This window comes from Qipengyuania aquimaris, from assembly GCF_009827445.1.
GTDB classification, from domain to species: domain Bacteria; phylum Pseudomonadota; class Alphaproteobacteria; order Sphingomonadales; family Sphingomonadaceae; genus Qipengyuania; species Qipengyuania aquimaris.
In genome coordinates this window covers 731,189-752,536 of record NZ_WTYI01000001.1, presented here as the reverse complement: position 1 = coordinate 752,536, position 21,348 = coordinate 731,189, and the positions used below count along the sequence as shown (strand labels likewise).

General features: G+C 61.1%; 15 protein-coding genes. 7 read left to right on the top strand and 8 right to left on the bottom strand.

Translation table 11 applies throughout. The annotated features are described in order from the left end of the window. Positions 1 to 49: 49 nt before the first annotated feature. The 3 genes from lepA to GRI34_RS03690 all read right to left on the bottom strand — a co-directional run bounded on the left by lepA (position 50) and on the right by GRI34_RS03690 (position 6,434). Positions 50 to 1,867, bottom strand: coding sequence for a translation elongation factor 4 (lepA, locus tag GRI34_RS03700; protein ID WP_160594781.1), 1,818 nt, complete (start codon positions 1,865 to 1,867; stop codon positions 50 to 52). A gap of 64 nt (positions 1,868 to 1,931) precedes the next feature. After that, entirely contained in the window at positions 1,932 to 4,118 is a 2,187-nt protein-coding gene (locus tag GRI34_RS03695) for an EAL domain-containing protein (RefSeq protein WP_160594780.1), read from the bottom strand. Positions 4,119 to 4,208: 90 nt separating this feature from the next. Continuing rightward, positions 4,209 to 6,434, bottom strand: coding sequence for an EAL domain-containing protein (locus GRI34_RS03690; protein ID WP_160594779.1), 2,226 nt, complete (start codon positions 6,432 to 6,434; stop codon positions 4,209 to 4,211). Between the two features lie 186 nt (positions 6,435 to 6,620). On the opposite strand from GRI34_RS03690, the gene GRI34_RS03685 reads away from it, so the two are divergent. From GRI34_RS03685 to GRI34_RS03660, 6 genes are all read left to right on the top strand, one after another. Continuing rightward, positions 6,621 to 7,928 carry an FAD-dependent oxidoreductase gene (locus GRI34_RS03685; protein ID WP_160594778.1) on the top strand — a complete coding sequence of 436 codons (1,308 nt, stop codon included), beginning with the start codon at positions 6,621 to 6,623 and terminating at the stop codon, positions 7,926 to 7,928. Between the two features lie 69 nt (positions 7,929 to 7,997). Next, on the top strand, positions 7,998 to 9,686 hold the full coding sequence (locus GRI34_RS03680) for a PHA/PHB synthase family protein (protein WP_160594777.1): 1,689 nt from the start codon (positions 7,998 to 8,000) through the stop codon (positions 9,684 to 9,686). 31 nt (positions 9,687 to 9,717) lie between these two features. Further along, positions 9,718 to 10,578, top strand: a complete 861-nt coding sequence (locus GRI34_RS03675) for an alpha/beta fold hydrolase (protein ID WP_325065174.1) — start codon at positions 9,718 to 9,720, stop codon at positions 10,576 to 10,578. Between the two features lie 18 nt (positions 10,579 to 10,596). Further along, the gene (locus GRI34_RS03670; protein WP_160594776.1) at positions 10,597 to 12,078 is read left to right on the top strand and encodes an MFS transporter; all 1,482 of its coding nucleotides are present in this window, start codon (positions 10,597 to 10,599) and stop codon (positions 12,076 to 12,078) included. 61 nt (positions 12,079 to 12,139) lie between these two features. After that, positions 12,140 to 13,891: an N-acyl-D-amino-acid deacylase family protein gene (locus GRI34_RS03665; protein ID WP_160594775.1), complete on the top strand. Its 1,752-nt coding sequence runs from the start codon at positions 12,140 to 12,142 to the stop codon at positions 13,889 to 13,891. Then, on the top strand, positions 13,888 to 14,898 hold the full coding sequence (locus GRI34_RS03660) for a zinc-dependent alcohol dehydrogenase family protein (RefSeq protein WP_160594774.1): 1,011 nt from the start codon (positions 13,888 to 13,890) through the stop codon (positions 14,896 to 14,898). Before GRI34_RS03665 ends, GRI34_RS03660 begins: the two co-directional genes overlap by 4 nt. Here the strand turns inward: GRI34_RS03660 and GRI34_RS03655 are convergent. The 5 genes from GRI34_RS03655 to GRI34_RS03635 form a co-directional block, all read right to left on the bottom strand. Beyond that, positions 14,895 to 15,974: a DUF2855 family protein gene (locus tag GRI34_RS03655; RefSeq protein WP_160594773.1), complete on the bottom strand. Its 1,080-nt coding sequence runs from the start codon at positions 15,972 to 15,974 to the stop codon at positions 14,895 to 14,897. The two genes, GRI34_RS03660 and GRI34_RS03655, sit on opposite strands and share 4 nt — an antisense overlap. 56 nt (positions 15,975 to 16,030) lie before the next feature. Then, a complete protein-coding gene (gene dnaN, locus GRI34_RS03650; RefSeq protein ID WP_090479659.1) occupies positions 16,031 to 17,152 on the bottom strand; it encodes a DNA polymerase III subunit beta in 1,122 nt (373 codons plus the stop codon). A 157-nt stretch (positions 17,153 to 17,309) separates the two neighbouring features. Further along, positions 17,310 to 18,062, bottom strand: coding sequence for a 3-oxoacyl-[acyl-carrier-protein] reductase (gene fabG, locus GRI34_RS03645; RefSeq protein ID WP_160596377.1), 753 nt, complete (start codon positions 18,060 to 18,062; stop codon positions 17,310 to 17,312). Further along, positions 18,062 to 19,000 carry an ACP S-malonyltransferase gene (gene fabD, locus GRI34_RS03640; RefSeq protein WP_160594772.1) on the bottom strand — a complete coding sequence of 313 codons (939 nt, stop codon included), beginning with the start codon at positions 18,998 to 19,000 and terminating at the stop codon, positions 18,062 to 18,064. Before fabD ends, fabG begins: the two co-directional genes overlap by 1 nt. A 25-nt stretch (positions 19,001 to 19,025) precedes the next feature. After that, complete coding sequence (locus GRI34_RS03635; protein ID WP_325065225.1) at positions 19,026 to 19,853, bottom strand: LD-carboxypeptidase; 828 nt, start codon at positions 19,851 to 19,853, stop codon at positions 19,026 to 19,028. A 66-nt stretch (positions 19,854 to 19,919) separates the two neighbouring features. Between GRI34_RS03635 and GRI34_RS03630 the strand changes: the two genes are divergently transcribed. Continuing rightward, a complete protein-coding gene (locus GRI34_RS03630) occupies positions 19,920 to 21,347 on the top strand; it encodes a Mur ligase family protein (RefSeq protein ID WP_160594770.1) in 1,428 nt (475 codons plus the stop codon). Position 21,348 lies beyond the last annotated feature (1 nt).

The window sequence follows — 21,348 nt, the reverse complement described above, 5'->3', positions numbered from 1 at the left end:
TGAGGCCTTTACGAAACGATGTAAATTCTTCTCACGTCATTTTCAGAAATTATTCCTCCCCCATCCGCAACGCAGCAATAAACGCCTCCTGCGGGATGCTCACGTTCCCATACTCGCGCATCCGGGCCTTGCCCTTCTTCTGCTTCTCCAGCAGCTTTTTCTTGCGGCTGATGTCGCCGCCATAGCATTTGGCGGTGACGTCCTTGCGCAGGGCGGCGATGGTTTCGCGGGCGATGATCTTGCCGCCGATCGCGGCCTGGATCGGGATCTTGAACAAATGGCGCGGGATGAGGTCTTTCAGACGCTCGCACATGCCGCGGCCGCGCTCTTCCGCAACGCTGCGGTGGACGATCAGCGATAGCGCGTCGACCGGCTCGTTATTGACGAGGATGTTCATCTTCACGAGGTCGCCTTCGCGCAGGCCGATCTGTTCGTAATCGAAGCTGGCATAGCCGCGGCTGATCGATTTCAGGCGGTCGTAGAAGTCGAACACCACTTCGTTCAGCGGCAGCTCGTAGCTCACCTGTGCGCGGCCGCCGACGTATGTGAGGTCGGTCTGGATGCCGCGGCGGTCCTGGCACAGCTTGAGGATGGCGCCGAGATATTCGTCGGGCGTGTAGATCACCGCCTTGATCCACGGTTCCTCCACCGCGTCGATCCGGTTCACGTCCGGCCAGTCGGCGGGGTTGTGGATGTCGACGACGGCGGCGTCCTCGTTCTTCGTATGGGCGAGGTGCACGCGGTAGACCACGGACGGGGCCGTGGTGATGAGGTCGAGGTCGTATTCGCGGCTGAGGCGTTCCTGGATGATTTCCAGGTGCAGCAGGCCGAGGAAGCCGGCGCGGAAGCCGAAGCCGAGCGCGGCGGAGCTTTCCATCTCGTAGCTGAAGCTGGCGTCGTTGAGGCGCAGCTTGCCGATGCTTTCGCGCAGTTTCTCGAACTCGGCGGCGTCGACCGGGAAGAGGCCGCAGAAGACCACGGGCTGCACTTCCTTGTAGCCTTTCAGCGGCGTGGGCGCCCCGCCCTTCACCGTGGTGATGGTGTCGCCGACGCGGGCCTGTTCGACTTCCTTGATCTGCGCGGTAATGAAGCCGATTTCGCCGGGGCCGAGTTCGGGCAGGTCGGTGCGCTTGGGGGTGAAGCAGCCGACGCGGTCGATCAGGTGCTGCGTGCCGCCCTGCATGAACTTGACGTTGAGGCCCTTCTTGATGACCCCGTCCATGACGCGCACGAGGATGACGACGCCGAGGTAGGGGTCGTACCAGCTATCGACCAGCATGGCCTTCAATGGTGCGTCGCGGTCGCCCGAGGGCGCGGGGATGCGGGCGACGAGGGCTTCCAGCGTGTCCTCGATGCCGATGCCTGACTTGGCGGAGGTGAGGACGGCATCCGACGCGTCGAGGCCGATGACCTCCTCGATTTCCGCGCGGACCTTGTCGGGTTCGGCGGCGGGGAGGTCGATCTTGTTGATGACGGGGACGATTTCGTGGTCGTGCTCGATCGACTGGTAGACGTTGGCGAGGGTCTGGGCCTCGACGCCTTGCGCCGCGTCCACGACCAGGAGCGCGCCTTCGCAGGCGGCGAGGCTGCGGGAGACCTCGTAGGCGAAGTCGACGTGGCCGGGCGTGTCCATGAGGTTAAGCTCATAGGTCTCGCCATCCTTGGCGGTGTAGTTGAGGCGCACGGTCTGCGCCTTGATGGTGATGCCGCGCTCCTTCTCGATGTCCATGTTATCAAGGACTTGCTCGGACATCTCGCGATCGGTCAGCCCGCCGCAATGCTGGATCAACCGGTCGGCCAGCGTGGACTTGCCATGGTCGATATGCGCGATGATGGAAAAATTGCGGATCTTGGAAAGGTCAGTCATTGCGACCGCCCTTTAGCCCCGCTTTGATTGCGTGTCAGCCGTAATCGCGCGAATGGTCACGCGCTCAGTTTTTGCTGGCCGCCGCAGCATTTTCGGAAAGCTTAAACTTGGGATAGCTCGCCGGCGCAGACGATTGAGCGGCCATCGCGTACTTGCCGGCAGGCAATGCTTCGAGTGGAGCTCCGGCGGCCGCCAATTCATAGGGACTGACACGGTTTCGCGTGCACAAGCCACCTGCCCCGTCGTCGACCAGTTCCTGTTCGAATTCGAGCCCCTGCGTATCGCCCATGGTCCGGCGAACAGTGCAGACGGCGAGTTGCCCGCCGCCGAAGTCCAGCACGAACATGGTGCCAACAGGCACATCCTCGAGCCCTTCGATCATCGCACCCGAGCGCGACAGATTGCGCAAGGTCACATCGTAGTAGTGATCTTCGTGGATCACACCGATCTTGCGGTAGACCGTCCTGCGATTGGCGCGTTGGTTGCCCTGGTCGGTCGGTTCAAGGACCCAGACGCCCTTGTCTATCTCTTCGAGAACCTGGCTGTGGCTGACGGCATCGGAATAGACGAAGCCTTGGACCTGACCGACGCCTAGGTGCTTCAGCTCCTGCATCAACTTGAGCGCATGAACGCCCGAAGCGGCAGTTTCCATGCCAAGCGCGTTCGCAAGTGCCACCACCGCGCGGACCAATTCCATGTCACCGAGGTCATTGCCTAGCATGGGCTCGAAGAAGTTCGCTCCGATCTTCAACGTATTGAACGGTGCGCGGCGCAGGTAAGCCAGCGAAGAACGCCCTGTCCCGTATTGATCTAGCGTCAGGCGAACCCCGAGCTTGAAGAGGTGGCCGAGCGTCGCATCTACCTTCGATGCATCGCCCAACAGAACGCTCTCGTTGAGCTCCAGCTCCAGTCGAGCCGGGTCTAAATCGGTTTCTTCGAGAATCTTCTCGACCAGCTCGGCAAAACCATTGGCTTCGAACTGCACCGGCGAAATATTCATGGAAAGCCGAAGGTTGCCCGGCCACTGAACCGCATCCTCACACGCACGGCGAAGGGCCCATTCGCCTATCGGCACAATGAGTCGACTGCCCTCGGCTATAGGAAGGAACGTTTCGGGAGCCACCCGACCGCGATCTTCGTCTTCCCAGGTGTACTTGGCTTCCAACCCGATGACCGTGTTCGACCCAAGGTCGACAACCGGCTGGTATTCGAGGGCGAAATCACCTGCCTCGATGGCCGCAGAAAGATCGTCTTCCATGCGCTTACGCAAATTGGCCTCGTGCTCGAGGTCCGCGCCGTAGAAGCGAAACTGACCGCGGCCGCCGTTTTTCGACGCGTACAGCGCCAGGTCGGCAGCACGTGACAATTCGTCGCGTTCGACGCCATCGTAAGGCGCGATCGCCACGCCTACGGAGCAGCCGATCGTGCAGCGCCCTTCTTCGACCGAATAGGGCTGCGAGAGCATCTGGATAATTTTCTTTGCGATTTCACCCAGTTCGCCTCGATCGTCCATGTCGGGGATCAAGACCTGAAATTCGTCACCACCGAGGCGACCAATCTCGCCACGGCCGCCCACGGCGCTGCGAAGCCTGTCTGCGACCTGTTGCAGCAGCTGGTCGCCAGCGGCGTGCCCAAGGGTGTCATTGACCTGCTTGAAGCGATCAAGATCAAGCATCATCAAGGCTGCGGTGCGCTCGGCTGCGCAGAAGGTCTTTAGCGTGGAGTCAATGCGCTGCTCCATGCGGTGCCTGTTGGCGAGCCCAGTGAGCGAGTCGAATTTTGCGAGCCGGTTAGCTTCGGCCTCAGCACGGAAATCTTCGGTGATGTCGACGACACTGCCGCGGAAGCCGGCGAATTCCGTTTTTTCGTCGTAGAGCGCCCTTCCCGACAGGCACAGCACGGCATCATTGTCGCTTGCTTGCGCCTGCGCCGACAAATTGGAAAAAGACTTTCGGGTGTTCAGCTTGAGGCCCAGAGACCTTCCATCGGTCTCACCCTCGACGGGGATAAGGACCTGCTGGAGAGGCGTGCCTATAAGTTCTTCGGGCAAGGAGCCCAATCGCTCGGCTATAGCGGGCGAAAGATAAGCAATATTCCCGTTGCGGTCGGTCGACCAGAATCCCAGCGCTCCGCTGCTCTCGATTTCGTCGATTATTCGAAGCTTGTCCTCCGCAGCGATACCTTGGCGGACCGCAGACGTAGACGCTTCGCCACGCGACGAGAACAGGTTGGAAAAGGGCATGGCCCCCATGGCGGGTAGACCTCTACTACAGTGAACTTGCAGGTTCGGGTCTACGTGAGAATGGTTATTTTTGCCCTAACGACGGTCTCGAAATCACCTTTAGCCGGCTTTGCGCTTGCGGGACGCATTGCTCGTATCGACCTCGAGAAACTGCTTGCGCGTGCCGTTCGCGGCGTTTTCCGCCATGAGCAAGGCATACGGGTCCTCCGGCAGACTGGCGAGCGGCGCGTTGGATGCAGATGCGATCTCGTAGGGCGAGACACGGTGACGGGTGCAAAGACCGTCCGCACCGTCACTGATCAGAGGCGTCTCGAATTCGAGCCCTTGAGTGTACTCTTCCGACCTGCGAACGACTGCAACTGCAAGCTGCCCGCCACCAAGATCGAGAACGACCTGCGTATCGACCGGCACATTGAGTAGCCCTTCGACCCTCGCGCCTGTCTTGGACAGGTCCCGCATAGTCACATGATACCGGTGATCCTCGTGAATTAGCCCGACCCTGCGGAAGACGCTCTTGCGTTCGGAACGGAACCGCTCCGGGCCGCGCGCTTCATATTTTAGTTCTTTGTTTTCGAGCCTTTCGAGAAGCTCGTCATGGCTGATGGCAGGCGAGAAAATGAAGCCCTGGACGTGACTTGCGCCGCGTTCCTTGACGAGGGTGAGCTCGTCTTTCGTTTCAACGCCCTCTGCCACCGTTTCCATACCAAGCGATTCTGCCAGGTTGACGATGGCCGACATGATCGCAGGATTGTTGTTGCCCTTCTCGGTTGCGCCGCGGACGAACGCCTGGTCGATCTTGATCTTGTCGAAGGGTGCCTTCTGCAAATAGCTGAGCGAAGAATACCCGGTGCCGAAATCATCGAGAGCCAGCCGCACACCAATTCGCTTCAGGTCTTCGAACATTTCCTGTGTCCGTCCGGCATCCCCGACGAAGACGCTTTCCGTTATTTCGAGTTCGAGCCTGGCGGGAGGCATTCGCGCTTCACGCAGAGCTTCTTTCACCTTTTCAGGGAAATCATCCTGTGCGAACTGGATCGCCGAAACATTGACGGCAACGCGTAGCTCGAAAGGCCAGCCAGCAGCATCTTTGCAAACTTGCTGCAAGGCCCAATCACCAAGCTCATTGATCATCCCAATCTCCTCGGCGACCGGGATGAACTGAGATGGCGGGATAAAGCCCCGCTCCGGATGCTCCCAGCGCATCAGCGCTTCGAGACATTTGAGATTGTGGTCCTGGGAGCTGACGATCGGCTGGTAGTACATGCGCAGCTCGCCATCTTCCATCGCACGACGCAGATCCGTCTCGATCTGGTTACGCGTCTGTGCCCCGTCGCGCATGTCGACATTATAAAAGCGATAGCAACCCTTACCCTTGTTCTTCGCAGCATAAAGCGCAAGATCGGCTGCCTTGACCAGTTCGTCGGGCTCAACGCCGTCGAACGGAGAAACCGCAACACCAACTGAAGTGCCGATCGTCACGCGGGTGTTGTTCACCTGGTATGGCTGGGAGATCATTTTGATCAAGCGATCGGCAAGCTCGCCCAATTCGGCGCGGTCATCCATATCCTGCAGCATGACTTGGAATTCATCGCCGCCTAGGCGCCCGATTTCGCCCTTATTGCCAACAATGCGTTCGATCCGGTTCGCGACCTGTTTGAGCAGGTCGTCGCCTGCCGGATGTCCGTGAGTGTCGTTGACCTGCTTGAACCGATCGAGATCGAGCATCAGCAGCGCACAGCTACGCTGGGATGCGTGAAAAGCTTTGAGCGTCGAAGTGAGCCGCTTGGTCATCCTGTGTCGATTGCCGAGGCCAGTGAGGGAATCATACTGCGCCATTCGTTCGGCATCGATACGCGAAGCTCGGCTGGCGGTGACATCCTTCGCGCTTCCGCGATAGCCGATGAAGTTCTTTTCCTCATCGTATTGCGGGACGCCGGTCAATTCCCAGTATTGCGGGCTTTCTTCGCGACTTGCGGCCACCTTTACCGGGTGGTGTGAGATGGAGTTCCGTGCACTGACCAGGAATTTCAGCGGACGGCCTTCCCGAACGTGCTCTTCGTCTTGGTGGAAAAAATCGGCAACAGATTGGCCGATCGTTTCTTCCTTGGTCAATCCAGCCTGATCGACAGCGGACGGAGACAGATAAATAAGGCGGTTCTCTGCATCGGTTGCCCAGAACCATCCCAAGCCGGCGTTCTCGAAGCTGTCGAGCATCTGGATGCGCGAAAACGCCTGAGGCGCATCGGTCTCGCCGCCCGGGTTTTCGTTCGCCGCAACTTTTGCCTTGGAAGGCTTCTTGCCCCGCTTCGAGAAGAATCCACTCATATCAAAAACCCGATCGTCCCGTTTATCCGCTTTTATCACGCGGTAGATGGGCTCGTTTAGCGGGAAATCGTTACCCAATGCATAACCATCAGGTGCGCTGCATATGCAGGGTTCGCGAGGGTGCTTGCGTCGCGGGATGCCTAAAGGCATTGTCGTCGACAGAACTGCGGGGGGAGAAAACCGCTCATGCGTCATATCGCAATCATCGGGTCCGGCCCGGCTGGCTATTACACTGCCGAAGCTGCAGGGAAGCAATGGGAAGATGACGCCCGCGTCGACGTTTTCGACAAGCTTCCAGTTCCTTATGGGCTCATCCGAACGGGCGTGGCGCCAGATCACCAGTCGATCAAGGGAGTCGCTCGCAGGTACGAAAAAACCGCTCTGAGCGACAACGTCCGCTTCGTAGGCAATGTGACGGTCGGCGAAGACGTTTCCGTCGCAGAGTTGCAGGACCTATACGACGCCGTGGTATTCGCCACAGGTGCCCCCGAGGACCGGTCGCTTGGGCTGGAAGGTGAAGATGCTGCGAATATCTTCGGCAGCGCTGCCTTTGTCGGCTGGTATAACGGTCACCCCGAGTTTGCCTCCATCGATCCGGACCTGTCGAAGCGCCACGCGGTCGTCATCGGCATGGGCAATGTCGCTCTCGACGTGGCCCGTATCCTGTCCAAGACCGAAGCCGAGCTGGCAGGATCGGATATAGTCGAGCACGCCCTCGCAATGCTACGCGGCTCCAACCTCGAAACCATCACCATTCTCGGTCGGCGCGGACCGCACCAGATCATGATGACCCCCAAGGAATTGGGCGAGCTGATGCATCTAGACCGTGCAAGCCCTCGGGTAGACGGAGACGATCTTCCTCCCGTCGATGATGACGCGATCCTCGAACCCGGCCTGCGTAAATCCGTGACGCTCCTACGCGATTTCGCCGCCATCCCGGAAAGCATCCATGGGGAGAAGGCGATTGCCATCGAATTCGATTTCTTCGCGAACCCGGTCCGCTTCATAAGCGAGGGCGGTCGCCTCACCGGAGTAGAAGTCGAACGCACCACCATCGAGAAAGGACGCGCCACCGGTACCGGCGAGACCTACGTAGTGCCGGCCGATGTGGCGGTGACATGCATCGGCTACCGCTCGTCCGCCATCGACGGGGTTCCATTCGACGAAAGACAAGGTCGTTTCGCCAATGACGAGGGTCGCATCCTGCCGGGCCTCTATTGTGTCGGGTGGGCCAAGCGCGGCCCCACGGGCACTATCGGGACGAACCGCCCGGACGGTTACGGCGTGATCGAGAAAGTGGCAGAAGATATCGGGCAAGGCGGGCGCAAACGTGGGCGCGAAGGTTTCGATGAACTCGCGCGCGATCGCGGCCTCGACATCGTCACCTTCCGCGATTGGCAAAAGATCGAGGAAGCGGAAGCCGCTGCGGCGCGTGAAGGCGCCCCGCGCGAGAAGTTCGTCGACATCGAAAGCATGATTGCCGCGCGCAAATAAGCGGAACACTGGCGCGGCGCGCTGCATTGGAATAGTAGCAAGAACAAAGAAAAAGAGGATCCACACGATATGGCACAGCTCGAAGACGAAGCCGCACAATCCACCAGCGCACTTGGCCCGCTTATCGGCCTGACGCGGGAGGATATCTTCGGTGCGGTTGCCGTCATGCTGCGCGAGACCGCATCCGATCCCCAAAGACTGATGAAGCATAGCCAGGAAGTCGGCCAGGACATGATCAAGATCATGACCGGCAAGAGCGAACTGGCACCCGACCCAAAGGACAAGCGCTTCCGCGATCCTGCATGGCAGTACAATCCGTTCATGCGGGCTGGCATGCAATACTACCTCGCGGTGCAGAAGGGCGCTTCCCGCTGGCTCGAAGACCTCGAACTCGACGAACTGGAGCGCGACCGCGCCCGCTTCATCTCGAATATCATCATCGACGGGCTTGCCCCCACGAATACGCTGGTCGGCAATCCGACGGCGCAGAAGATGGCTATCGATTCCGGCGGCCTCAGCCTCATCAAGGGGCTCAAGAACGCTTACGACGACATGGTCCACAACAAGGGCATGGTCAGCCAGGTCGACAAGAAGCCGTTCAAGCTGGGCGAAAACATCGCCACGTCGAAAGGCTCGGTTGTCCTGCGCACCGAGATGATGGAACTGGTCCAGTACGCACCGACCACCGACGAAGTTTACGAGATCCCGCAGCTCACCATCCCGCCGCAGATCAACAAGATGTATATCAACGATCTTTCGCCGGAAAAATCGGTGGTGAAGTACCAGCTCGACAACGGCATCCAGACCTTCGTGATCAGCTGGAAGAATCCGACCAAGGAGCAGGGCCACTGGGACATGGCCGACTATGTTCGTTCCTGCCGTGAAGCGATGGAAGCGGTCAGCAAGATCACCGGCTCCAAGAAGGTCAATGTCTCGGCCGGTTGTTCCGGCGGCCAGACTGCCTCGATGCTGGCCAGCAAGATGGCGTCCGACAAGGATGACCTGCTCGGTGCGCTGACGCTGATGGTTTGCGTCCTCCACCCCAAGCAGAACGATATCGAAGCCGGTTCGTTGGTGTCGGAAAACGGCCTGGCCCTTGCCAAGCGCCGCGCGTCCAAGAAGGGCGTGATCAAGGGCGACGATCTTGCACGTGGCTTTGCCTGGCTGCGTCCGAACGACCTGATCTGGAACTACGTGATCAACAACTACCTTCTCGGTCAGGATCCGCCCGCATTCGACGTCCTGTTCTGGAATGCAGACGCGACCAACCTTTCAGCTGCCCTGATGGGCGACTTCCTGACCGTCTTCGAAACCCTTGCTTTCACCAAGCAGGGCGAGGTCGAAATGGTCGACCACAAGATCGACCTATCCAAGGTGACCAGCGACCTGTTCATCCTGGGCGGTGTGACCGACCATATCACGCCGTGGAAGGCGACGTATCGCTCCACGCGCCTGTTCGGCTCGAAGGATGTGACCTACGTCCTGTCGCATTCGGGGCACATGCAGGCCATCCTGAACCCGCCGGGCAACCCGAAAGCGCGCTATTACATCCAGAAGGACGAGAAGAAAAAGCTGCCCGAGACTGCCGACGAGTGGCTCAAGGGAACCGAAGAGGTTTCAGGCTCTTGGTGGCCATACTGGATGGAATGGGTGCAGAGCCGCGCCGGCGAGAAGAAGAAGGCCCCCGCGAAATTGGGGAACAAAGCGTACCAGCCGCTGGACCCCGCCCCCGGTCTCTACGTTATGGAGGAGTGCTGACACCCTCGTCGGCAAGCAACAGGATACGCGCGTGACCGCATCGAAAGACGAACCCATGACCGCCACTATCGAGATGATCGAGGCAGGCGGTCGTACCTTGCGCGTCGCGCATTGGCGTCTGGACCAGCAAAGCGAGCATCCGCCGCTGCTGTTTTTCAACGGCATCGGGGCGAATATCGAAGCCGTCGCACCGCTGGCGGAAATGCTGACGGAACGCGCATTCGTCATGTTCGACATGCCGGGCACGGGTGAAAGTCCGGATCCGGTCTTGCCGTATAATCCCTTCACGATGTGCTGGACTGCCAGCCAGATCCTCGATCGCCTTGGCGTCGAGACAGTGGACGTAATGGGCGTGAGCTGGGGCGGTGCCATGGCCCAGCATTTCGCGCTCCAGCACCCCAAACGCACCCGCAGGCTGGTACTCGCGGCAACCACCGCAGGCATGTTGATGGTGCCGGGCAATCCAGCGGCACTTACCAAGATGGCCGATCCGCGCCGCTACATCGATCCGGAGTTCATGAACGAACACTTCGCCACGCTGTATGGCGGTGTCGATCCCGATGGCGAAGCGCATCAGAAAGACAGCCACATCGGCCGGCTCAAGCCGCCGTCTCCGCGTGGTTACATGTACCAGCTACTGGCGATGCTCGGCTGGACAAGCCTGCCCGCCCTGCCCTTCCTCAATAAGGAAGTGCTGATCATGATGGGCGACGACGACCAGATCGTGCCTTTGATCAACGGGCGCATCCTGGCTTCCGCGATCCGCAATGCCCGGCTGGAAGTCATGAAGGGCGGAGGACACCTCTTCCTTCTCACCCACGCCGATGAAAGCGTGGCAGCCTTGCGCGAATTCCTGGATGCACCGGAAGGCGAGGACCGTGCAGCGGCCTGATGCCCGTTTAGGCGACTGATGGACAGCGCCGCTCCCGATCCTCTCGTCCGTCCTTTGGCGGTGCGGGGATCGCGCGGGACCGGGGGCGCTTTGGGTAAGACCGGATTTGCCTGGGCCGTGTTTGAATGGGCCCGAAACCCCTACTACATCCTGATCGTCATCTACATTTTTGCGCCGTATTTTGCGCGCGACATTATCGGGGCCGACCTGCTCGCAAGCGGAGAGCTCGATGGACTTGCTGCCGAAGATGCGCAGGCAGCGGCAAATGCACGCGGACAAGCGACCATCGCTTCGGTCACCAAGTGGGCGGGTTTCATAGCCGCGCTTACAGCACCGTTCCTCGGGGCGGCTCTGGACCGGGGCGGCAGATTGAAGCCGATCCTTGCCATCTTCCTCGCCGCCATCACGATCTGCTCGGCTCTGCTGTGGTTCGCAATGCCGGGAGGACAGGGCCTGTCGGTGCCGGTAATCATGACACTGCTGGTAATTGCCTATGTCAGCTACACCTATTCCGAGGTCACCCATAACGCGATGCTGAGCGTTGCGGGCGAACCGCGGCGGCTGGCGATGATATCCGGTCTCGGCCTCGGCCTCGGCAACCTCGCCGCATCGCTTATCTTCATCGCCATCGCGCTGCTCTTCGTCCTGCCCGCGCTCGTTGGCTGGCCCTTCGCCGAAGCGCAGTTCGGCGTCGACCTCACCAAATTCGAACACGCACGGCTGGCAGGACCCGTCTGTGCCGCATGGCTGGCCGGCTTTTCGATCCCCTTCTTCCTCAATGCGAAGGACCCGGGAACGCCCGGTGCGAGCTGGCCCAAGGCATTTCGCGAGGGCGCCAAGAGCGTCATTCGCACGGTCCGCGAGGCAGCGCATTACCGCGAGCTCATGAAATTCCTTCTGGCGCGCATGTTCTACGCCGATGGGATGGCAGCCTTGCTGGCACTCGGAGCGGTCTATGTCGCGCTGTTCCTCGAATGGAATTTTCTCGAGATGCTCTGCTATGCGATTTTCGCGAGCATTTGCGCGTTCGGGGGCGGAATCTTCGGCGGGTGGCTGGAGGAGAAGGTCGGCGTGAAGCGCGCTCTGGCGCTGGAAATCGGGGCCATGATTGTCACCGGGCTCGTCCAGCTGTCGATCACGCAGGAAAGCCTTTTCCTCGGCCTCGTCGCAAATTTCGAGGTCTGGGACGGTATCATATTTCCTACTCTCTCCGATCTCGCATACCTCGGCCTCATCAGCATCATCGCTGTCACTGCGACGGCCAGCATCTCTTCGAGCAGAACCATGCTGGTTGCACTCGCCCCAGAGGGCCGGAGCGGAGAGTTCTTCGGGCTATACGCGATCGCCGGCACGATCACGGTCTGGATGGGCCCTCTTCTGGTCGAGCAGTTCACGCTGTGGTCGGGCGACCAGCGCATCGGCATGCTCTCGATCAACCTGCTCTTCTTCGTCGGAGTCGCAACGCTGCTGAGCGTGCAAATGACACGCCGTCCCGACTAGTCGGCGCTGGACTCATAGGTTGCAATGTGGAACCTTCTCTTTCGAGAGAGGAGCCACAACCATGCCAGCATTCGACCTGATCATCCGCGGAGGGACTGTCGTCGACGGAACCGGAGAAGACCGCTTTACCGGAGATGTCGCCGTCAAGGACGGGTTGATCGCCGCAGTGGGCGAGATATCGGGCGATGCTGCAGAGGAATTCGACGCCTCCGGCCTGCTGGTAACGCCTGGCTTCGTCGACATTCACACCCATTATGACGGACAGGCGACCTGGGACCAGGAAATGGCCCCCAGCAGCTGGCACGGCGTCACCACGGTCGTGATGGGCAATTGCGGCGTGGGCTTCGCGCCCGCCAAGCCCGACAAGCATGAATGGCTGATCGGCCTGATGGAAGGGGTCGAGGACATTCCCGGGACCGCGCTCGCCGAGGGCATGAGCTGGGATTGGGAGACCTTCCCCGAATATCTCGACGCACTCGAAAAGCTGCCCCGAACGGTCGATGTCGGGACGCACGTCCCGCACGGTTCTGTGCGCGCCTACGTACTCGGAGACCGCGAACGGCCCGGTGCTGTTCCGACCGACGAGGACATCAGGAAGATGTCTGCCATCGTCGAGGAAGGCGTGCGGGCCGGTGCCTTGGGCTTCTCGACCTCTCGCACGGTCCTGCACCGCGATGTCGACGGCGAGGTCGTGCCGGGGACCACGGCCACCAAGGAAGAACTGATCGAGATCGGCCGCGCCATGGGCCGGGCGGGACATGGCGTATTCGAGATGGCCAGCGACATGAAGCGCGACTGGGACGAGTTCGGCTGGATGGGCGCGCTCAGTCGCGAGACGGGCCTGCCCTGCACCTATGCCGCGCTACAGTCGATCGCCAAGGAGATGCCGCTGGACGAGCAGATAACCTCCATGCGCGCGGAAAACGACAATGGTGCCAATATCGTCGCCCAGATCGCGCTGCGTGGAAATGGCATTGTCATGGCATGGCGCGGCACGGTCCATCCTTTCCGCCTCAAACCGAGCTGGAAGAGAATCGAGGACCTTCCGTGGGAAGAGCAGGAGGCAAAGCTGTTCGATCCCGAATTCAAGGCCAGGCTGCTTGCCGAGCAACACGATTTTTCCGAGGTCAACCAGGACATCATCGGACTGATCATGGTCGTATGCGGCGGCTGGAACATGCAGTTCGAAATGGACCCCGACTTCAATTACGAGCCGACAGCCGAGGAAAGCATTCTCGAACGCGCGAAGGCCGCGGGCGTTTCGGGTGACGAATATGCCTATGACCTGCTCTGCCGCGACGATGGCAAAGGCTTCATCTACCTTCCCATCCTGAATTACGCGGACGGCAACCTCGATTTTCTCCACGACCTCCAGCACGCCGACGACACCGTCAACTCGCTGTCGGACGGCGGCGCGCATTGCGGCACGATTTGCGATGCAGCCTCGCCCACCTTCATGCTCCAGCACTGGGTGCGTGATCGTTCGCGCGGGACCATCAGTCTCGAGAATGCAATCAAGCGCCAGTGCAGTGACACGGCCCGTCTCTACGGCCTCGAGGATCGCGGTATACTCGCACCGGGCTATCTCGCGGACATCAACATTATCGACATGAAACGCCTGAAGCTGGGCAAGCCGTGGCTTGCTTTCGACCTGCCCGCTGGCGGCAAGAGGCTGCTGCAAAAGGCCGATGGATATGTCGCGACCATCAAGAATGGCGTCGTGACATTCCGCGAAGGAGAATGGACTGGCGAAACGCCGGGAGGACTGATCCGCGGGCCGCAACGCGCCGAACTGGCGGAGGCCGCAGAATGAAAGCTATCCGCACTACTGCCACACCATCCACGTTGGACGCTCTCGAACTCGTCGAGATGGACGCGCCCCCTCCCCCGTCGGCAGGTGAAATCAGCGTGGACATCAAGGCGAGCTCGCTGAATTATCACGACTATGCGGTCGTAAGAGGGATGATACCGACCGAGCTGGGACGTATTCCGATGTCGGACGGGGCCGGAGTGGTCACTGCAGTTGGTGAAGGTGTCACCGAATTCGCTGTCGGCGATCATGTCGTGAGCACCTTCTTTCCCGACTGGCTCGACGGGCAGCCGCCACAAGCTGCGTTCACTCGTGTTCCCGGTGACGGGATCGACGGTTACGCGCGAGAACGTATCACCGCGCTGACACACTGGTTCACCAGCGCCCCCGCCGGTTTCAGTCACGCGGAAGCGGCCACGCTGACTTGCGCCGGGCTGACGGCATGGCGCGCCCTATTCGTCGATTACGCAGTGAAGCCGGGCGACACCGTGCTCGTCCAGGGCACCGGCGGCGTGTCGATATTCGCCTTGCAGTTCGCCAAGGCTGCGGGCGCCACCGTCATCGCCACCAGTTCCTCCGACGAAAAGCTGGAACGGGTCAAATCGATGGGTGCGGACCACCTCATCAATTACAAGGAAGTCGAGGCCTGGGGTCCGAAAGCCCTCGAGCTGACCGGCGGCCGCGGGGTAGATTGCGTCGTCGAGATTGGCGGCGCTGGGACGCTGGATCAATCGATGCTGGCCACCAGGGTCGGGGGCCATGTCGCCCTGATAGGTGTGCTCGCCGGTTTCGCCGGTCCCGTGCAGACCGCCCTCCTGTTTTCGAAAAACCTGAAGGTGCAGGGCCTGACCGTGGGTAGCCGTGCGATGCAGCAGGACATGATCGCCGCAATCGAGGCCAATGGCATCAAGCCCGTTATCAGCGACACATTCGCGCTAGCCGAACTGGCGGACGCTTTCCGTCACCAGGAAAGCGGCGGGCACTTCGGCAAGATAGCTATCGAGATCTAAGGCTCGATCACGATTCCCTTCGCGGGATCGACCTTGCCGCCCACCATTTCCACGAAGACATCGCGGGCTGCGGCAAGCCCGGAATGGCGTTCGATTTCGATGGAATCGCCTGCGTCTTCCAGGAAGCCGCGCCAGCTTTCGGCGACCATCGCGCCTGCCTTTTCCGGGCCATGCTCCTTGAAGAGCGCCACTGCATGGTCCGGGGCAAAGAAGAGCGTGGGCGTCGGCCCGGGCAGATTCGCCGCGCCGCCCATGCCCGCACCGCGCTCCTCGATATGGGTGGCACCCACGAGACAGGAATATTTGAGGGCATCCCCGAAGTGCTGGTGCAGATCGCCTAGCAGTCCGGCGTTACCGGCAAAGTCGACCGTAACGCTGGGTTCGGCGGCGATCTGTCCGACGGCATCGTAGGGCAGGACCTCATCGTAGAGGCCGCTTGCTTTTACGAACTCTACATTGCCTGCCGACGTCAGGCCGATGCGCCTGATCTCGGGCGAACGGCGCTTGGTCACGCTGGCGAGGCCCATCGCCGTCTTCGAGCTCGCGCTGGTGAGGATCACTTGCCCTGCACCGAACCAGTCCTGCGTGCGCATGAAATATTCGATGAGGAAGCCCGTCTTGAAGAGCGGTCCGAAGATCATGCGCTCACCCTCGCGCGCGGGATCATGCTCCGGGTCAGCGGCAAGTCGGGAATACTGGTTGTAGATCGGGCTCATCGGCTGGCGATGTTCGGCCATGTCCACGAAGCCCGAAGCCGATACCTTGCCCGGGACTACATCGAGATGTGTCGCCATTGGGAGATAGCCGTAGACCCGCTCCCCTTCAGCGAATCCCGGGTGTCTGCTTTCGGTCACGCGCGCGTGGCCCCACATCGGGACGATGCCCTTGCCATCGGGCGCGGGAAAGAAATTCCAGTAACCGAACCCGTCGCCGACCACCGCATAGGTGATGTTGTTTGCCGTGACAGAGAAGCTCTCGATGGCAAGGCGCACACCGCCGTCGGCCAGCGGGCCAGCGTCGCCCTCCACCAAATTGGCGTTGGTCAGTTTCGATTTTTCGACGTGAACCTGGTGCATGGCGCATCTCCCTCTTTGAGAGAGACGCTAGCCAAGCAAGAACCCGATTGCGAGCGTTAAACCCGCATCGGCATCAGGACGTAGAGCGCCGGGCTGTCATCATCCTTGCGGATCAGCGTCGGCGCACCGGCATCGGCTAGGTGGATTTCGACGGTGTCGCTATCGATCTGGCCAAGGATGTCCTTGAGATACCCGGCATTGAAACCGATCTCGAAGCCGTCGGCACCGTATTCGGCCGAAAGTTCTTCGGTTGCGGTGCCGTTGTCGGGCGAAGTGACGGTCAGTGTCACCTTGTCCTTGTCGAGCCCCATCTTTACCGCGCGGGTCTTCTCGGTCGCGATCGTGGCGACACGGTCGACACCTTCGTGGAAGGTGCGCGGGTCGATCTTGAGCAGCTTGTCGTTACCTGTGGGGATGACCCGCGAGTAATCCGGGAAGGTCCCGTCGATCAGCTTGCTGGTGAGCACCATTCCGCCCTCGCCGCCGAGGGTGAAACGGATCTTGCTGGCCGACAGGTCGATCTGGACGTTGCCGTCCATCTTCTCTTCCAGCAGCTTGCGCAGTTCGGCAACGGCTTTGCGCGGCACGATGACGTCCGGCATCCCTTCCGCGCCGTCGGGACGCGCAAGGGTGAAGCGTGCGAGCCGATGGCCGTCGGTCGCGGCAGCCTTGAGCACGGGCTGGTCTTCGTCCGAAACGTGCAGGAAGATGCCGTTGAGGTAGTAGCGGGTTTCTTCCGTCGAGATCGCGAACCGTGTGCGGTCGATCATTTCAGCGAGCGTCTTGGCCGGAAGCTCGAAGCTCGTCGGCAGATCGCCTTCCACGATCACAGGGAAATCGTCGCGCGGCAGGGTGGGCAGCGAGAAGCGGCTGCGGCCCGCCTTGATCGCCATGCGGTTGTCGGCGGTTTCCAGGCTGACCTGGCTGCCGTCGGGCAGCTTGCGCGCAATATCGAACAGGAGGTGCGCGGAAACGGTGACGGAACCGTCGCTCTCGACGCTGGCTTCCATGTGTTCGACCACCTGCAAGTCGAGGTCGGTCGCCATCACGCGCAAGCCGTCGCCTTCCGCCTCGATGAGGACGTTCGACAGGATCGGGATAGTGTTGCGCCGTTCGACGACGGACTGAACGTGCGAGAGACAGCGCAGCAGCGTAGCGCGTTCGATAGTGGCCTTCATGGGTCCTTCTTTCGTCCCTGTTGGGCGAAGCAAGGGCCGGAATCGCCCCCGCGCGCCGGAATACGGATAACGACCTTAGCGAGGCCGCCTACGGGGGCAAGGCTCCGTCACGTCCGGAACCCGCCCCCTGATCGATTCCTTGGGGATAAAGGGGTATTTAGCCCATCATCGCCATGCCGCCATTCACGTGCAGCGTCTGGCCGGTGACATAGGCAGCCTCGTCGCTGGCGAGATAGGCCACGGCCGAGCCGATCTCGTCGCCCTCGCCCATCCTGCCCATCGGGATCCGGCCATTGATGGCGGCCTTCTGGTCGTCGGTAAGTGCATCGGTCATCGCCGTGCGGATGAAGCCCGGCGCGACGCAATTGACGGTGATATTGCGACTGGCGAGTTCCTGGGCGAGGCTCTTGCTCATGCCAGTGAGGCCGGCTTTTGCAGCGACATAGTTCATCTGCCCGGGGTTGCCGGTATGGCCCACGACGCTGGTGATCGAGATGATGCGGCCGCCCCTGGCTTTCATCATCGGACGCGCACTGGCGCGCATGAGACGGAAACTGGCTTCGAGGTTGATGCGGATCACCTCGTCCCACTCCTCGTCCTTCATACGCATCGTCAGATTGTCGCGCGTGATCCCGGCATTGTTGACGAGGATGTCCATCTTGCCCAGCGTGTCGACGGTCGCCGGAATGAGTTCTTCCACCTGCGTGGTGTCGGAAAGGTTGCACGTGATCTCGACATGATCGCCGCCGGTGTCCGCATTCAGCTGTTCGCGAAAGGCGCGCAGCTTGTCGCCGTTGGAACCCGACAGCGCCAGGCGCGCACCCTGGCGCGCCAGGGCATAGGCGATGGACGAACCGATGCCGCCGCTGGCGCCGGTAACGAGTGCGGTCTTGCCTTCGAGGCTAAACATCATGCGTTCTCCTTCGCGAAATTCTCGAGATCTTCCATGGTTGCGAGGCTGATCGTGGTCGCCTCCTTGTCGATGCGGCCGACCATCGGTCCGAGCACCTTGCCGCCGAGCTCGACGAAGCGTTCGACGCCCGCCTCACGCATGGCGAGCACGCTTTCGCGCCAGCGAACGCGGCCCGTTACCTGCTCGACCAGCAGGCGCTGCTCTTCGGCGGGGTCCGTGACACGCGACGCCGTCACATTTGCGAACAGAGGCACAGAGAAAGCCGAGGGCGATGTCTCTTCCAGCGCCAGCTTCATGCGCTGTGCGGCGGGTTCCATCAACGAGCAGTGGAAGGGCGCGGATACCGGCAGTTTGATACCGCGCTTGATCCCGTGCTCTTTCGCCAGTTCGATTGCGCGATCGATGGCTTCTGCGTGACCGGAAATCACGACCTGCGTCGGATCGTTGTCATTGGCGACTTCGCACACCTGCCCCTCGGCCGCCGCTTCTGCCAGTGCAGTGGCTTTCTCGATGTCGGCACCGAGAAGAGCAGCCATGGCGCCGACACCGATCGGCACGGCATCCTGCATCGCGATGCCGCGCAGGCGCAGCAGCTTCGCGGTCTCGGCAAGGCCGAACGCGCCGGCGGCACACAGTGCGGAGTATTCACCCAGCGAATGGCCCGCTACGCAGGTGGCGTTGTCCGCCAGAATGACGCCGAATTCCTTTTCCAGGACGCGCAGAGTGGCGATCGAATTGGCCATGATGGCCGGCTGCGCGTTCGACGTCAGCGTCAGCTCGCCTTCCGGGCCGTCCCGCATGACGGAAGACAGTTTCTGGTTCAGCGCGTCGTCCACTTCCTCGAAGACTTCGCGTGCGTGGGTGCTGGCATCGGCCAGTTCCGTTCCCATGCCGACCTTCTGGCTTCCCTGACCGGGGAAAATGAATGCTGTCATGTTTCTCTCCTGTTGGGAGCGGCGCTTAGGCGCGCAAGGTCCGTCCCTCAAGACCGAAAGGCACGATCTTGTTGGCAGACGAATGCCCGACCTCCGCCCGGCCGAGGTAGGGAATGCCGCTACGGCGGCACCAGTCTTCCACGATTTCCTGCGCGCTCGCCCCGAACGGCCGATCGTTTTCGGGAACCGCCGTAACTTCGCCCAGCCTGATTCCCGCAATGTCACCGATCTGGGCCGTCACATGGAAGAGCAGGCGGTCGATGGCGTACTCGTACTCGCCGACCTCTTCGATGAGGATTTCGTGGCCTGTAAGGTCGGGCATGAACGGAGTGCCGACCAGCATGGCAAGCGTATAGAGATTGAACGCAGCGACCGGTCTATCGGTAAGCGAAGGCTCGAGTCCGTCCGGATTTCCCGACATATAGGCGAGGACGCGGCGAATGGCCGCCTCGCCGCCCTCGCGTTTGATATCGACTGGCATGGGCGCATGAATCGGGGTACCGATCCCGGCCCGATAAAGTGCGCCCAGTAGCGTCCCGCAGTCGGAATAGCCCAAGAAAAGCTTGTTCTTCGCGGCATCACCAGCCTTTTCGAGAAATTGAGCGGCGATCCGGTTTGAGCCATATCCGCCCTTGGCAAACCACACCGCATCGTTGCTGGCGTCGTTCGCACAATCGAGCAGGGCCGCCAAACGCCTGTCATCGGAGCCTGCGAAGTGCCCTTCCTCGACGAAGCACTGCTCGTGGAAATGTAATGCTAGTTCAGGAAATTCGTCGCTCGCGAGCCTGCCTGCGGCCTGCGCATATTCGCGCTTGAGCGGGGTCGCGGGGGCGCAAATGGCCACTTTTCGGATTGGACGGTGCACATCTGCGGTCATGCCTGCTTGTCTTGGCGGCTGCAACTGCATAGCGAGGCTGGAATGAGCGACTTCCCCAGCCCCGACGAACTATTCGCCCGCCCGTTCTTTTTCGTCGGCATCGGCGGATCAGGCATGCTGCCGCTTGCGCAGATCCTCAAGGGGCGCGGCTGCAAGGTAGCAGGATCCGATCGCAGCTTCGACCAGGGACGCACTCCAAAGAAATTCGCTGCCCTCGAAAAGCAAGGTTTCGAACTGCATCCCCAGGACGGCAGCGGGATCGTCTCTAACGAGCAGATCGTCGTCGCATCCGCTGCGATCGAGGACACTGTTCCGGAAATCAGGATGGCGAACAAACTTGATTGCCTGCGCCTGACGCGTGCCGAACTCAATTCTATCCTCTTCAACACCAGCGGCGCCGGATTGGCGGTGGCAGGGACAAGCGGCAAATCGACCGTTACCGGCATGCTCGGATGGATTCTGGAGGCGACCGGCCGCGCACCTACGGTGATGAATGGCGCGGTGATGAAGAACTTCGTCTCGCCCCAGCGCCCGTTCGCCAGTTCGGTCGTCGGCTCGCAGAGCCTCTATGTCAGCGAAGTCGACGAGAGCGATGGCTCGATCGCGCTCTACAAGCCGGCCGTCGGGATCCTGCTCAACGTCTCTCTCGATCACAAGAGCATGGAGGAATTGCGCCAACTGTTCGGCGATTATCTGTCGCGCAGTCGCATCTCGGTGATCAACGCGGATGATCCGGAAGCCCTCGCCCTGCTTCCCCACGCCAAGGAAGCCCTCACCTTCGGTATCGATCAGGAGAAGGCACAGATCGGGATCGAAGCGGGTAGCATCGCTGAGGGGCCTGTCCGGCAGGCCGCCATGGTCGTAGACCGGCATGACGGCAGCCAGCACGCGCTGCGATTGAACATGCCCGGTCGCCACAATCTCTCGAACGCCCTCGCGGCGATTGCCGGCGCGGCAGCAGCTGGTGTGCCGGTTGCAGAATCCGTCCAGGCGCTGGCCGGTTTCGACGGACTGGCCCGGCGTTTCGACATTGTGGGCACGACGCACGCGGCCATCACCGTCATCGACGACTTCGGACACAATCCGGAGAAGTGCGCAGCCACGCTAAAGACGTTGAAGTCCCACGACGGCCGCTTGCTCGCCTTCTTCCAGCCCCACGGATATGGCCCATTGCGCCAGATGGGTGCCGAATTGGCCCAGACCTTCGTCGACGTCATGGGCGCAGACGACCGCGTAATCTTTTCTGACCCCGTCTATTTCGGCGGGACGGTGGACCGCAGGGAGGGGAGCGAGCGGATCGTGAAACTCATCGCTGAGGGCGGCGCAAGGGCCGAACACGTGCCGTCGCGCAAGGATGTCGAGGACCGCCTGGTGTCGCTCGCGCGCCCAGGCGACCGAATCGTAGTGATGGGCGCGCGCGACGATACGCTGAGCGACTTTGCCCGGAAGATATTCCAGCGATTGTCGTGAG

What these genes read in the sequence shown, in the direction of transcription:
- lepA (WP_160594781.1), bottom strand. Translation starts at nt 1,867, where the DNA reads ATGACTGACCTTTCCAAGATCCGCAATTTTTCCATCATCGCGCATATC.
- GRI34_RS03695 (WP_160594780.1), bottom strand. Translation starts at nt 4,118, where the DNA reads ATGGGGGCCATGCCCTTTTCCAACCTGTTCTCGTCGCGTGGCGAAGCG.
- GRI34_RS03690 (WP_160594779.1), bottom strand. Translation starts at nt 6,434, where the DNA reads ATGAGTGGATTCTTCTCGAAGCGGGGCAAGAAGCCTTCCAAGGCAAAA.
- GRI34_RS03685 (WP_160594778.1), top strand. Translation starts at nt 6,621, where the DNA reads ATGCGTCATATCGCAATCATCGGGTCCGGCCCGGCTGGCTATTACACT.
- GRI34_RS03680 (WP_160594777.1), top strand. Translation starts at nt 7,998, where the DNA reads ATGGCACAGCTCGAAGACGAAGCCGCACAATCCACCAGCGCACTTGGC.
- GRI34_RS03670 (WP_160594776.1), top strand. Translation starts at nt 10,597, where the DNA reads ATGGACAGCGCCGCTCCCGATCCTCTCGTCCGTCCTTTGGCGGTGCGG.
- GRI34_RS03665 (WP_160594775.1), top strand. Translation starts at nt 12,140, where the DNA reads ATGCCAGCATTCGACCTGATCATCCGCGGAGGGACTGTCGTCGACGGA.
- GRI34_RS03660 (WP_160594774.1), top strand. Translation starts at nt 13,888, where the DNA reads ATGAAAGCTATCCGCACTACTGCCACACCATCCACGTTGGACGCTCTC.
- GRI34_RS03655 (WP_160594773.1), bottom strand. Translation starts at nt 15,974, where the DNA reads ATGCACCAGGTTCACGTCGAAAAATCGAAACTGACCAACGCCAATTTG.
- dnaN (WP_090479659.1), bottom strand. Translation starts at nt 17,152, where the DNA reads ATGAAGGCCACTATCGAACGCGCTACGCTGCTGCGCTGTCTCTCGCAC.
- fabG (WP_160596377.1), bottom strand. Translation starts at nt 18,062, where the DNA reads ATGTTTAGCCTCGAAGGCAAGACCGCACTCGTTACCGGCGCCAGCGGC.
- fabD (WP_160594772.1), bottom strand. Translation starts at nt 19,000, where the DNA reads ATGACAGCATTCATTTTCCCCGGTCAGGGAAGCCAGAAGGTCGGCATG.
- GRI34_RS03630 (WP_160594770.1), top strand. Translation starts at nt 19,920, where the DNA reads ATGAGCGACTTCCCCAGCCCCGACGAACTATTCGCCCGCCCGTTCTTT.